The organism is Paenibacillus sp. CCS19 (assembly GCF_033239625.1).
GTDB lineage: Bacteria > Bacillota > Bacilli > Paenibacillales > Paenibacillaceae > Paenibacillus_T.
Window position 1 is genome coordinate 1 of the sequence record NZ_BTCK01000006.1, and the last position, 13,704, is coordinate 13,704.

Genomic DNA, 13,704 nt, shown 5'->3' on the forward strand with positions numbered 1-13,704 from the left:
GATGCTGAGTTACTCCGTGCTGAGAGTCGTGTACCCTGTAGGGTACAACTCTTGTTCGAGGTGGTAAGGGGCTTCGCCCCTTGGCCCCCTATTCTTGACTGCGTCGCTTATAACCCAATTGTTCTACCCACCTAAATCCTCCCTGTTAGGGAGGACCCCATGGGACTCCCGTCCCCTGGACCCCGGAACAGCCGTGTGATCGGCTTATGGTGATACTAATTACTCCGCGCTGAGAGTCGTGTACCCCTACGTGGTACAACTCTTGTTCGTGGTGGTAAGGGGCTTCGCCCCTTGTGCAACATTGCTTTGCCTGATTCCGTCAATTTATTGTGGAAATAAGACTGCGAACGAGCAAGTGTTGGGAAGGAGATAGGTATGAACGGGAGACGAACATTACTATATCGATTAGGACTCCTATCCATTGTTATTGTCATTTTGTCATCCTTAATCGGCTGTAGTGATAGTGATATTAATAATGTAAAGCCTGAAGTAAAGCCTTTGCCCGATGCGGAGACGATCTTTCTGGAGACGGCTTCCGCGCTTAGAGAAGTGGCTTGGAATCACTTGAGCGAGAAAGAGAAAGCAACCGTTACAGGGGATTGGCATGAAGCGCAAGTTACCATCGCCCACTGGAGTCAGGTCCCCCTCAAAACAACAAAGGTTGAACCAGAGGCAGATGCGATCTATAAAGTTACATTCAATACGGAGCTGGATGCGCTCCTAGGGCCAATCGGCATCTATTTCGACCCTGCAACTCAAACGATTGTCGGCTATGATGTTAGAGAGTAGATAACTCAACAATTCGCAAAAAAAGACAGGTCCTAAAAATTTAGGACCTGTCTTCGTCTATACCGTTACATTACGCTTCGCTTTTTGTCGTGAAACGCGAGAGCGATTGTTGGAGTTTGTTCGATGCTTCTTCGAGACGGTTGGACAGCTTAACAAGCTCTTCGCTGACGCTCAACTGCTCATTGCTCAGGGAAGCTACTTCTTGCGAAGTTGCCGACGATTGCTCGGCTACCGCGCTTACGCTGCTCATCGCGTCGGAAAGAACCGACTGCGATTCATCCAGCTTGCCGATCGCTTCTGTCACTGAGCCGAGGCTTTCGCTGAACTGCGTCATATGCGATTGAACCGCCATGAAAATCTGGTTCGTTTCTTTAACGGACGATACTTGTTCTTGGAAGATTGGATGCGCTTCAGTCAGCACTCCGACCGTATCATCGATTTCACGTTGAATCGTCTCGGTGATTTGAGCAACTACATCGATCGAATGACGAGATTGATCGGCGAGTTTGCGAATTTCGTCTGCGACGACCATAAATCCTTTGCCCGCTGCGCCTGCGCGCGCTGCTTCGATTGTTGCATTGAGCGACAAGATATTCGTCTGCTTCGTCAAGTTGTTCAACACTTCGAGAATTTTACGAATCGACGATGTCGAATCTTTCAGACGGTCAACCTTCTCAACCATGCTTCTCGTCATTTGCTCGGTTAAGCCCGTTTTCTCGATGAGCACGTTCATATAGCTTGTCCCTTGCTCGCTCGCCTGCTGTACGGTCAACGCCGATGTTTCCATCGATTGATTCGTATTCAACAGGTTCTGCATTTGGGTATTGATCGTCGTGGTCAGATCGCTGCCGCGTTCGGCTTCCACAGCAAGACTCGTCGCTCCGCCTGCGATTTCTTCGGTCGCAACTGCAATTTCCTTCGCAGAAACAGCCGTCTTCCGCGACGCCTCCGTCAAGACGCTTGCTGTTGCCAATACTTCATCGGCCGTTCCGTTCGTCTGATCAACCAATGAAGTGATCTCGGACATCATTCGGTTGAAGCTGTCGGTCAGTTGTCCGATTTCATCCTTCCGATTCAAATGAAGCCGTACGCTCAGGTTTCCGCGCTCGCCTTCGTTCATCAGATTGCGGAGCTGAACGAGCGGATTCGCAAACATACGAATCATGAAATAGCAGATTACAACAGCCGCAAGAGCCGCCACTGCTGTTACGACAAACGTCAGAACATAGATCGCGTTAGCATCTTTGACCAGCTCATTAACCGGTGTTTTGCCTACAATACGCCAGCCTGAGCTGTTCACCTCAGAATAAGCAGCGATGACGCTTTCCCCTGATGCATCTGAAGTTTCCAGCGATCCGCCGTTATCCCCGTCAACTTCGAAAGCTGGCAGCGTTATATCTACATCCGTACCCAGCTTCGCTGCGCCATCTTCACCTGGATACATGACATAACGATTCTTCGTATCGACTATGGAGACGACACTGCCATCACCAAGAGAAATGTCGCCTAACGCTTCTTGAATTGCGCTTAATTTTATTTCGAATACGAGAATGTAGAGCGATTCACTTGTCGTACTATTCTTCAATAGCCGCGCAATCGCAAACGTTGGTTCTGCCGATTTCCCTGCAAGACCTTTAGGTTGGGTTTCGATCCAGAAGATTTGACCCTTCGAATCTTTAATCGTCTGGAACCACTCACTTTTCTCAGCCAGCTCTTGATCAAATGATGTACTGCCAATAAAGTAGGCAGAATCCTTCAAAGGAATCATATATCCTTGTGCGATCGAGTTATTGCTAAAGATATATTTCTGCAGCATAGTGTTGATTTTGGTCGACGCTTGGAAGCTTTCGAATTTCGCTGTATTGTCATCACGAAGAATGCCTAGCTGTTCTTGAATCGACGTATCGACGAGTACTTGCAGCGTTAAAGACTCATAGTTGTCGAACAGCAGTTTCAGCTTACCGGCTGCTTGTTGAATCGTCTCATAGTTCGAATTCGCCGCATTTTCGCGGATAATGCTTTTCGACTTGTTGTATGCCAGCGTTCCCACTACGAGTACACACGCAAGAATGCTCACGAATATAAACAGAAACAGTTTAGCCCCAACGGAACGCTGTGGGTTTGCCCAACTCATGCGCGACCAGCTTAGGTCTTGTGTGTTGATCTTGATCTTAGGCATTGTTTTAAGCTTCAACTTGCTAGTTCCACTCTCTTGCTGATCACTGCCTATTGTGTTACCTGATTTCGGCCCCTTGTTCTTCTTTACCATGGATGGTTTACACCGCCTGCTCATGTAATAGACATATAAATACGTAATTCATATATCGGTTAATCCTGGGTCTTTTGTAACACTTTTTTCGAGGAAATATTTTCAATTTCGAATATCCAACGAAAATACGTTCGAAAAGGTAGCGTTTTGTAAAAATTTCACTAAAAAACGGCCATCCGCTAATGGGATGGCCGTTGAACGCGTGATTCAGTTATACGTTAAACCGCGATAACGACTGTTTCAGGTGGCTTGACACCTCCTCTAATCGAGCCGACAACTGAACGAGTCCGTCGCTGATGTTCAGTTGCTCGCTGCTCAGCGAAGCGACCTCCTCAGACGTTGCGGATGACTGCTCCGCTACTGCACTTACATTGCTCATCGCCTCGGCAAGCACAATCTGCGATTGTTCGAGCGTCGCGATCGCATTCGTAACAGCCTCCATGCTGCCTGCGAACATTCCCATTTGACCTTGAACGGTTAGGAAAATCTGATTCGACTCTTTCACGGAAGCAATCTGTTCTTGGAATAAAGGATAAGCGTTCGAAAGCACGTTGACGGTCTCATCGATCTGCAGCTGAATCGTTTCGGTTATTTGTGCGACTACGTCAATCGATTGACGAGACTGATCAGCAAGCTTGCGAATCTCATCCGCAACGACCATAAAGCCCTTGCCGGCCGACCCGGCGCGCGCTGCTTCAATCGTAGCGTTCAACGATAAAATGTTAGTCTGCTTCGTCAAGTTATTCAACACATCGAGAATTTTGCGAATGGACGATGTCGAGTCGCGGAGTTTATCGACTTTGCCTACCATATCGCGAGTCATTTCTTCGGTCATCCCCGTCTTCTGAATAAGCTTCATCATATATTCCGAGCCTTGCTGTCCTGCCTGCTCAACCTGCACGGCCGCTAATTCCATCTGCTTGTTCGCATCAAGCACCTTCCGCATCTGCTCGTGAATCGTCGTTGTCAGATCATTGCCTCGTTCCGCTTCGACAGCAAGGCTTGTTGCGCCTCCTGCGATTTCTTCCGTTGCGACAGCAATCTCTTTCGCCGATCCGGCAGTCTTATGCGAAGATGCTGTCAGCTCCGCTGCCGTCTGAAGTACCTCTTGTGCGGAATCGCTCGTCTGCTGCACCAGATTCGTTATTTCCGCCATCATGCTGTTGAAGCTTTGCGCAACCTGTCCGATTTCATCCCTGCGCTTCAGTTTCATTCGAACCATCAGGTTGCCGCGTTCACCTTCATTCATCAAGTTGCGGAGCCGGCCAAGTGGACGAGCGATCAGCAGCACGACCAGCAAACCTAGCAGCGCTGCAACGCCTGCTGCAATAATCGTCACGATGACGGTGAAACGATAAATCCGATCCGCGCCATTCAACAGTTCATCGACAGGCAATGTACCAACCATGCGCCATTCCGACATCGTGAACTTGCTATGTACCGCAAGCACTTCTTCTCCATCTGTCGTTGTTGTTTCGAATACGCCGCGATCCGTAAGCTCTGCAGGCAGTTGGACAGAGGAGGGTTGTCCATATTGGCTTAAATCCTCCGGAATAACCATTTGATTGCTCTTATTAACGATGACGATGTGACTGTTGTCGCCTAGCGAGACCTGTCCAAGCTTCTCTTTAACCGCTGACAACTTCAACTCAATCAACATGACATATTGCGGTATCGAAGAGATCGTGCCTTTCATGGCGAAAGCTACACCGATCGACGGATCGATTGGAATATCATAAAATCCGTCCAGCGGCGATTCAATCCACACTTCTTTACCTTTGGCATCAAGCGCTTTCGAATACCAATCATATTGGCGAGCTTTCTCGATATAACTGGCACCAAACTTCTCGCCATTCGTAATCATCGAGCCTTTATCATCCGTTGGAATGATAAAGATTCGACTAATTGCAGGGTTGTTCTTCCAGAAGGCAATGACTCGATCATCGATCATCCGGCCTGCTTGCGCTTTCTCCCCGTCATCCTTTGAAGAACGGAGCGTACGAATTTCTTGTTGGAAGCCTGGGTCCGTCATGAACATCTGAGCTGCCGCGCTGTACTGCTCAAACACGGAGTCCATCTTGCCTGCACCCTGAACAATCGTTTCCTGGCTTGTTGAAGCAGCATAATCACGTACAATATCTGTCGAGGTGTTGTACGCCGCAATGCCTACAGACAGCACACAGGCAATAATACTGATGAATATGAACAAAAATAAGGTCGTGCCTACGGACTTGAACGGGTTAATCCAATTCATTCGATGCTTAGGGCTGTTGCTGCCAGCTTTATTGCTTTCTGTCTTCACTTGTGCAGCTTTAGGCTTTGTTTCGGTTTTGTATGAATGCGCTTTCGTTTTTTTCGGAAACGTTTTCGATTTAGCCTTCTTCAATTTCCCCAACATAGGAAACAGCCCCCCGCATATGATATGCATCGTTCGTCCTACATGAAAGCCCTTTATCTACTAGTATCGTACATTTTTATACAATTTGTAATAGTGATTTCGAATATTTTGCAAAAAAATAAGTCTCTATGACCCATGTACGCTGAAAAGCATACTTGATCATAAAGACCTATCAACATTAATTCAATTAACCTTATGCTTTGCCAATCCGTTTGCGCATCATATCCATCCGTTTGACCGGCTGTGCAACCGCCATACGAATTTCTTGCAGCGGATGACGCGCAGCGTCCAGCTGCACACCTTCCTTGTCCGTTATCTCGCCAACCGTCTGCTTGAAGAACGTGCCGCCCGGACCGACGAACTCTACCTCTTGCCCTGGCTTGAAGTGGTTGCGCTGTTGAATCGTTGCGATTCCTGTTGCATCGTCATAGTCGAGTACAATGCCTGCAAAATCATACGGAGAGCCTTTATCTTCCGGACCATAAATATGATCTTCAGCGCCTGGTGTATCGAAGAAGAAGCCTGTATTCAGTGGGCGATTCGCCGCTTTATAGATCTCTTCCATCCACTCTGGCTTCAGCTTATAGTTATCTGGATCCTCGAAATAAGCATCGATCGCTTGACGGTACGCGTTAACGACCGTTGCAACATAGTGAATGCTCTTCATCCGGCCCTCGATCTTGAAGCTGTCGATGCCGACTTCAATAAGATCAGGTATGTGCTCGATCATGCACAGATCTTTGGATCCCATCGTGAACTGATCGCCATCATCCTCGAACTGTTCCGCATCGATAAACAGATCGTATTTCCAACGGCATGATTGGCAGCAGCCGCCGCGATTCGAATCCCGGTCGGTAAAATGGTTCGACAGTACACAACGACCGGAGAACGAAGAACACATTGCGCCGTGGATGAACGCTTCAATCTCGATATCGACATGCTCTTTAATCTCAGCAATCTCTTCCAAGCTCGCTTCACGCGCAAGCACGACACGCGGCAAACCTTCGTCCTTCCAGAACTTGACCGCCTGCCAGTTCAACGTCGACTGCTGCGTGCTTAAGTGCACTTCGAGCTTGGGCGCAACGCGAAGCGCCGTCTCGATAATGATCGGGTCCGCTGCAATAATAGCTGCGATACCGGCTTCCTCAAGATTTTTCAAATACTCCTCAAGGCCTTCGACATCCTCGTTATGCGCATAAATATTAGTCGCTACGAACACCTTCGCGCCATATTTCGCAGCGAATTCAACGCCTTCACGCATCTCTTCGAAGCTGAAATTATCCGCATTCGAGCGAAGACCGTACTTCTGCCCACCGATATAAACCGCGTCCGCACCGTAGTGTACAGCGAACTTCAGTTTCTCCAGATTGCCCGCAGGTGCGAGCAGCTCTGGGCGATCCAGTCGATAACGCTTGCCCGTCAGCTTGCGTCCTGTCTCTGATGTTGTATTCGTCATGTCAGTCACCTCAATCTTATTTAACTTAATATACCTGTTCCTTATAGAAGAAGCCGTAGCTTAACTCGCGATCTGGATGCTGCTTCGCTTGAATGGCTTCCAACCATTCGTCTTGGAATCGATAGTGCTGCGGATCGTTGCAATAAGCGTCAATAGCCGCTCGGTAGCAACGAACTACCGTTTCATTATAATCAACGGATTTCATCAAGCCTTCAATTTTGAAGCTGTCGATGTCCGCTTCCATTAGTTCCTGCAGGTTCTCGATCATGCACAAATCATCCGCGCTCATAATATGCGTGCCGTTCGAGTCCTCGAAGATCGGATAACGCTCATCGGGACGGTCAGCTTCCATTAGGAACATATCCGCTTGATTGCCCGATGCGGAATCCCCTTCAGCTAGCTGCTTGAAATCCTTATAGCTCTGCACAAGTGAGCGCTTGGAATGATAAATATTCGTCATGCCGTGCACCTGAACTTGAACTTCCAGCGAAGTCTTAGCCTTCATGCCGGCAATTTGCTCCATGTTAAGCTCACGGGCACATACGAAACGGGTCGCACCGCGGCGCCCCCAGAAGTTAGCCGTATCATGATTCGTCGACGTCATCTCTGCATTCCAATGAAGCTTCAGCTTCGGCGCATTGGCGCGTACAGCCATCAGCACAGCCGGGTCGCCGAATGTAACAGCATCTACGCCGATACGCTCCAGACCTGCAACATATGCAGGCAGATCATCAACCATCTTATTATCAATGATGTTGTTCATCGATACATATATGCGAACGTCGCGATCCGCTTGCTTCGCGATCGACACTGCCTCTGCCATTTGCTCCAACGTAAATTCGCCAGGTACTCGCGTACCGAATCGGGAATCGCCGATCAATATCGCGTCTGCGCCCGCTGCGATCAATCGCTGAAGCTCATCCAAATCCGATGCCGTTACAAGCAGCTCCGGTTTCTTAACAGTCATACATGCTCCTCCTGACATCAGGACTTTGAAAGGAGTTCAAAGTCACTCTGCTTATAGAAACGTCAAGAGCATCAACAGCATAAATGCTGCGATGCCCCGTCCGTCGATCATTCATACGACAAGCAGCTTCAACTGCCAACTTCTTGTACGCTATCGTTACTACCCTGCCGTCTTATTGCTCTCGTCAATGTTGCGCAGATGCTCCTTGTACGTCTTCGCGAACAAGTGCGACTGCGAGCCATCCTTCTTCGTTACGTAGTACAAATAATCGGTTGTATCCGGGTTAAGCGCCGCCTGAATCGACTTCAGGCTTGGGCTTGCGATCGGCCCTGGCGGCAGCCCTTTATTCAAATACGTATTGTATGGGCTCTCGACTTCTAGATCTTTCTCCATGAGACGTTCCTTCTGCTTGTCCAGCAAATATTGAATCGTCGCATCGATTTGAAGCGGCATCCCGTCCTTGATACGATTATAAATAACGCTTGCGACAATCGGACGTTCCTCGTCGACAACGACTTCGCGTTCAATAAGCGACGCAATCGTCAGCAGTTGATGCAGCGTAAGACCCAGGGTCTCCAACTTCTCATCAAGCTCTGCAACCGAATTGAGCTTACGGTCGGTTTCGGACAGCATCCGCTTCACAATCTCCTCTGCGGTTGCGCCTTTCTTAAGCTCGTACGTCTCCGGGAACAGATATCCCTCCAGATGGTGAAGCTCTCTGCTGTCAGTTGGAATCGCAATCACGGAGTCGATATCTTCCCACTTCCGATTCTCATCGATCAACTTCATCATCTCATCTTGATTCACCACGCCATCAGCCGCAAGCTTCGCTGCAATCTGTACCGCCGTGAACCCTTCAGGGATGGTGAATTTAACCGTCTCTGCCTTAATGGTGTCGCCTGCATTCAGCTTCGCAATAACCGCATCCAGCTCCATGCCCGGCGTCATGTCGTAGCTGCCCGCTTGGAAGCGATTCCCCTCGTCCTTCAGCTTCAAGTAATATTTAAATATGAATGCACTGCGAATAATGCCTTCGTCCTCAAGCTGTTCCGCCAGCTTGAATGGTGACGTGCCGCTCTTCACCTCGATCCGAACCGGATCGCCTGAAGATGTCGGCCTGAGGCCATTCCAGACGTAGAGTGCAACGCTTCCAGCGCCGAGCAGCATTATGCCGAGCAGCGATACAATGACCCACAACGTAATTCTGCTTCTGCGCGGGCCGATCGGGAGTTGTTCGTAATCCTCTTCCTCATGGTGCGATTGCGGATATTGCGACAACTTGTGCTCCTCCATTTCCGCGAAAAAGGGCGGTGTCGGCCGCCCTTGCTCGTGTAGCATAAGGTTGTAATAGCTAATCAGCTGTTCGTATCATCGAAGCAGAGCATATCGTATGCTTCAGCAGCTGTTTCCCATTCTTCGTCGTTTTCGATATTCTCGAGCTCCAGCTCATCGCCGTTCTCGATCAATCGCAACATCTCGACTTCGCCTTCTTCGCGCATCGCTTCCGATTGAATCGCTGCGTAATAGTGGCTGCCTAACTGAAACTCGGACATAATCCGATAAGCTTCTTCAGAACCGCCCTCGCTTGTTAGTTCAACGAATTTACCGAATTTATCCTTCAGCTTCGTTCCGCGCTGCGGCGCTATCTCAACTTCGTGCATATCGGACAATTCCCCTTTCCAGTACCAGACGATCGGACTTTACGTTAGTCCTCGTCGCTCTCGTCTAACTCGCCGAGAAGCGTATTGAACGTCTCTTCGACGATGTTCCATTCTTCTTCATCTTCAATCGTGTACAGCTTAAGGTCATCGCCTTCCTCTTCGTAACGGAATGCGTACACCTCGTCTTCTTCCTCATTGTCCGATTCCAGCGGCACAACCATCATATACTTGTGCTCGGAACCATCGACTTCGAACTTCATAATGACTTCGAACTCTTCCTCGTTGCCTTCTTCGTCCGGAATATAAATGATTTCCGGCTCTTCAAATTGGTTTTCGTTCTTCGCCATTGTCACCCTCACCTTTTCGCCTTAGAATCGAGATAATTTTGCAAAATGAACGTCGCAGCCAACTTGTCCACGACTTGCTTTCGTTTTTTCCGGCTGACGTCAGCCTCCAGCAGCGTTCGCTCCGCAGACACCGTCGTCAACCGCTCATCCCATAGGTGAACAGGTAAGTTTAGCTTTTGCTTCAATTCCTCAGCAAATGCCATGCAAATTTCACCACGTGGTCCGATCGAACCGTTCATGTTCTTCGGAAGACCGACCACAACTTCCGATACTTCGTGTTCCTTCACGAGGGCAGCGATTTCGTCGAACTCGCCGCCTTCGCGTTTGCGCTGCACGACGCCTGTGCCTTGCGCTGTCCAGCCGAAGGCATCACTTACTGCAACGCCGATGTTGCGGTCGCCGTAGTCCAAACCCATAATCCGCATACGTTGTGCCAGGCTCCCGTCTATTTATGTTTCTTCAAGGTGAAACGAGGACGCCGTCCTTTTAAACGGCGCAATGAGTTTCATTCTGGTGAAATCCAAACTTCATAAGCAGTGAATTATTTATGCTTTGTTGGATTTCAAGTAGAATCGTACAAGCTCTTCGATTAACTCGTCCCGTTCCTTCTTGCGAATCAAGCTTCTAGCATTGTTGTGCCGCGGAATGTATGCGGGATCCCCGGACAACAGGTAGCCGACAATCTGGTTGATTGGATTGTAGTCCTTATCCAACAGCGCATCATGCACTTGAAGCAAAATCTCTTGCGCGGACGCTTCCAATCCTTCCGCCTTGACGTCGAATTTCATCGTTTTGTCCATCGAGTTCATCCCAGCACCTCACTTTGGAAACCGCTTTATATGTTGCAGTGTCAATTATTACTATATCACATTTGCTTGCGCAAGAACTAGTTCTTCCGCAAGTTTCAATGCGTCAGCCAGCTTGGACGCGTCCTTGCCGCCTGCTTGTGCCATATCTGGACGACCGCCGCCTCCGCCGCCGCACAGCGTTGCAGCTTCTTTGACGAGCTTGCCGGCGTTGAGACCTTTCTTCACGAGATCTGGCGATACGGATGCAACCAGATTGACCTTGTCTTCTTGTACAGCGCCAAGCACGATAACCGCCGATGGCAGCTTCGATTTCAGCTCATCCGCGATGCCGCGAAGCGCATCCATGCTCGGTGCGCTTACTTCTGCCGTCAATACCGTAATGTCGCCAACCGTCTTCGCTTTGTCCGTCAGCGATCCCGCTTCGATACGGCTCAGCTTGGATTGCAGCGATTCATTATCGCGGCCCAGCTCTTTCACTTGGCCGAACAGCGCTTCAATGCGTTTAGGGACGTCTGCTGTATTCGACTTGAGCAGGCCAGCAGCTTGCTTGAGCAGATCGAATTGGCTTTCCATGTACGTATACGCATGACGTCCTGTGACAGCTTCGATACGGCGTACGCCGGAGCCAATGCCGCTCTCGCCGATCAGCTTGAATGTTCCGATCTGAGACGTGTTCCCGACGTGAATGCCGCCGCACAGCTCGATGCTGTATTTGCCGACTTGTACAACGCGAACAACGTCGCCATACTTCTCGCCGAACAACGCCATTGCGCCCATTGCTTTCGCTTCTGCAATTGGCTTGCTCTCGATTACGACCGGCGTACCTAGCCAGATCTGAGCATTGACGCGGCGCTCGATGTCAGCCAGTTCTTCCTCTGTGATCGAACCAAAATGCGAGAAGTCAAAGCGCAGACTGTCAGCTTTAACGAGGGAGCCCGCTTGGTTGACATGGTCGCCGAGCACTTCTTTGAGCGCTTTGTGCAGCAAGTGCGTTGCCGTATGGTTCTTGATGATATCATCACGCAGATCGCGTGCCACAGAAGCTTGAACAGCCTCGCCTGCGCGTACGGTACCGCTTGCTACAACCGCATGGTGAACCGGTTGACCGTGCGGCGCTTTCGTAACGTCTTCGACGTTCAGAACGAAGCCGTCGCCTTCGATGACACCACGGTCGCCTACTTGGCCGCCGCTTTCTGCATAGAAAGGCGTACGGTCGAGCAGCACCAGCACGCGGCTGCCTGCGCCAGCAAGATCAACGAGGGAATCCTCGTGCACGATTGCTGTAATTTTGGCCGAAGCCGTCAGCTCCGTATAGCCGACAAACTCTGTCTTGTCCGTCAGTTCAGACAGCGGACCGCCCTGTACGTTCATGCCGCCCGTATCTTGACGAGCTGCACGAGCACGCTCGCGTTGCGCTTCCATTGCCGTATCGAAGCCTGCGCGGTCGACCGTCAAGCCGTTCTCGGCTGCATAGTCTTCTGTCAGGTCGAACGGGAATCCGTAGGTATCATAAAGACGGAATGCATCGTCGCCGTTAATCTCAGTGCTGCCTGCATTACGAGCTTGTTCAACCAATGCAGCAAGAAGCGTCAAACCGTCGGACAGCGTCTCGTGGAAACGCTCTTCCTCGGTGCGGATTACACGCTCGATGAACTCGCGTTTCTCCACGACTTCCGGGTAGTACACGCCCATTACGTCGCCGACGACCTTCGTCAACTCGAACAGGAACGGACGATCCACGCCCAGCGCTTTGCCGTAACGAACCGCACGGCGAAGCAGACGACGGATTACGTAGCCACGGCCTTCGTTCGATGGAAGTACGCCATCGCCTACTGCGAATGCTACCGTACGAATGTGGTCTGCGATAACTTTGAGCGCAACGTCATGCTCTTCGTTCACATGGTATTGAACGTTTGCGATTTCGCAAGTGCGATCGATAATCGGACGGAACAGGTCCGTGTCGAAGTTCGAATCAACGTCCTGCAGAATCGATGCGAAACGCTCGAGACCTGCGCCTGTATCAATATTTTTGTTCGGAAGCGGCGTATAGCTGCCGTCCTTGTTATGGTTGAATTGCGAGAACACGAGGTTCCATACTTCGAGGAAACGCTCGTTCTCGCCGCCAGGCCAGCATTCTGGATCGTTCAGATCGCCGTATTTCTCGCCGCGGTCGTAGAAGATTTCCGTACAAGGACCGCAAGGCCCTTCGCCGATATCCCAGAAGTTCTCGTCCAGCTTGTAGATGCGCTCTGCAGGCAGGCCGATTTTCTCATTCCAATACTTGAACGCTTCTTCGTCTTCTGGATAAACCGTTACCGACAGACGCTCCGGATCGAAGCCGATCCATTTCTTGTCCGTCAGGAACTCCCATGCCCACGTAATGACTTCTTCTTTGAAGTAATCGCCGATCGAGAAGTTGCCGAGCATTTCGAAGAACGTATGGTGACGACGCGTCTTGCCAACATTCTCGATGTCGTTCGTGCGGATACACTTCTGCGAGTTCGTAATCCGTGGGTTCTCAGGCTTTACGCGTCCGTCAAAATAAGGCTTGAGCGGCGCCATGCCTGCATTGATCCATAGAAGCGATGGGTCGTTGTGCGGCACGAGCGATGCGCTCGGCTCGATATGATGTCCTTTGCTCTCGAAGAAAGCAAGCCATTTGGAGCGAATTTCACTAGCTTTCATAAATATACGGCCTCCCAAATCAACGATAATGTTCCTTCTGTATTCCGGTGAAAATATAAGCTTACGTATAAGTAGAAAACTTATAAAGTCTTATATTTACACAAAAAACGCCCCTGTTCAGAACAGGGACGAGAAACTCGCGGTACCACCCTGGTTATCGTCCATGTGTGCGCTGCACCAATAATAGACGATCGCCTTAATCGGAAGATAACGGTTCCTGCCGGTGAAGTTCGTTCACACTCCGAAGACAGCTTCAACCATTCTTCGCCACGGGAACCTCACAGCCATCGCGCTTGTCGCGCGAAGGGTATCCTTCTCTGAAT

11 protein-coding genes are annotated in these 13,704 nt (G+C 50.0%); 1 reads left to right on the top strand and 10 read right to left on the bottom strand.

The features are described 5' to 3' along the window. Positions 1–375: 375 nt before the first annotated feature. The gene (locus SBI19_RS06760; protein ID WP_317966273.1) at positions 376–789 is read left to right on the top strand and encodes a hypothetical protein; all 414 of its coding nucleotides are present in this window, start codon (positions 376–378) and stop codon (positions 787–789) included. Between the two features lie 70 nt (positions 790–859). On the opposite strand, the gene SBI19_RS06765 is transcribed toward SBI19_RS06760, so the two are convergent. The 10 genes from SBI19_RS06765 to alaS form a co-directional block, all read right to left on the bottom strand. Beyond that, positions 860–2,923 carry a methyl-accepting chemotaxis protein gene (locus tag SBI19_RS06765; protein ID WP_317966275.1) on the bottom strand — a complete coding sequence of 688 codons (2,064 nt, stop codon included), beginning with the start codon at positions 2,921–2,923 and terminating at the stop codon, positions 860–862. Between the two features lie 346 nt (positions 2,924–3,269). Continuing rightward, the gene (locus SBI19_RS06770) at positions 3,270–5,456 is read right to left on the bottom strand and encodes a methyl-accepting chemotaxis protein (protein ID WP_317966277.1); all 2,187 of its coding nucleotides are present in this window, start codon (positions 5,454–5,456) and stop codon (positions 3,270–3,272) included. 193 nt (positions 5,457–5,649) lie between these two features. Further along, positions 5,650–6,912, bottom strand: a complete 1,263-nt coding sequence (locus tag SBI19_RS06775) for a peptidase U32 family protein (protein WP_317966279.1) — start codon at positions 6,910–6,912, stop codon at positions 5,650–5,652. A 25-nt stretch (positions 6,913–6,937) separates the two neighbouring features. Continuing rightward, positions 6,938–7,879, bottom strand: coding sequence for a peptidase U32 family protein (locus SBI19_RS06780; protein ID WP_317966281.1), 942 nt, complete (start codon positions 7,877–7,879; stop codon positions 6,938–6,940). 159 nt (positions 7,880–8,038) lie between these two features. Then, positions 8,039–9,157 (bottom strand): endolytic transglycosylase MltG, encoded by a 1,119-nt coding sequence (mltG, locus tag SBI19_RS06785; RefSeq protein WP_317966283.1) that lies wholly within the window; start codon positions 9,155–9,157, stop codon positions 8,039–8,041. A 77-nt stretch (positions 9,158–9,234) separates the two neighbouring features. Next, positions 9,235–9,540, bottom strand: a complete 306-nt coding sequence (locus tag SBI19_RS06790; RefSeq protein WP_317966285.1) for a DUF1292 domain-containing protein — start codon at positions 9,538–9,540, stop codon at positions 9,235–9,237. A 44-nt stretch (positions 9,541–9,584) separates the two neighbouring features. Then, positions 9,585–9,887 (bottom strand): DUF1292 domain-containing protein, encoded by a 303-nt coding sequence (locus SBI19_RS06795; RefSeq protein WP_317966287.1) that lies wholly within the window; start codon positions 9,885–9,887, stop codon positions 9,585–9,587. A gap of 8 nt (positions 9,888–9,895) precedes the next feature. After that, entirely contained in the window at positions 9,896–10,312 is a 417-nt protein-coding gene (gene ruvX / locus SBI19_RS06800; protein ID WP_317966289.1) for a Holliday junction resolvase RuvX, read from the bottom strand. Between the two features lie 120 nt (positions 10,313–10,432). Continuing rightward, positions 10,433–10,696 (bottom strand): IreB family regulatory phosphoprotein, encoded by a 264-nt coding sequence (locus SBI19_RS06805; protein WP_317966291.1) that lies wholly within the window; start codon positions 10,694–10,696, stop codon positions 10,433–10,435. 51 nt (positions 10,697–10,747) lie between these two features. Further along, on the bottom strand, positions 10,748–13,381 hold the full coding sequence (gene alaS, locus SBI19_RS06810; RefSeq protein WP_317966293.1) for an alanine--tRNA ligase: 2,634 nt from the start codon (positions 13,379–13,381) through the stop codon (positions 10,748–10,750). Positions 13,382–13,704: the final 323 nt, after the last annotated feature.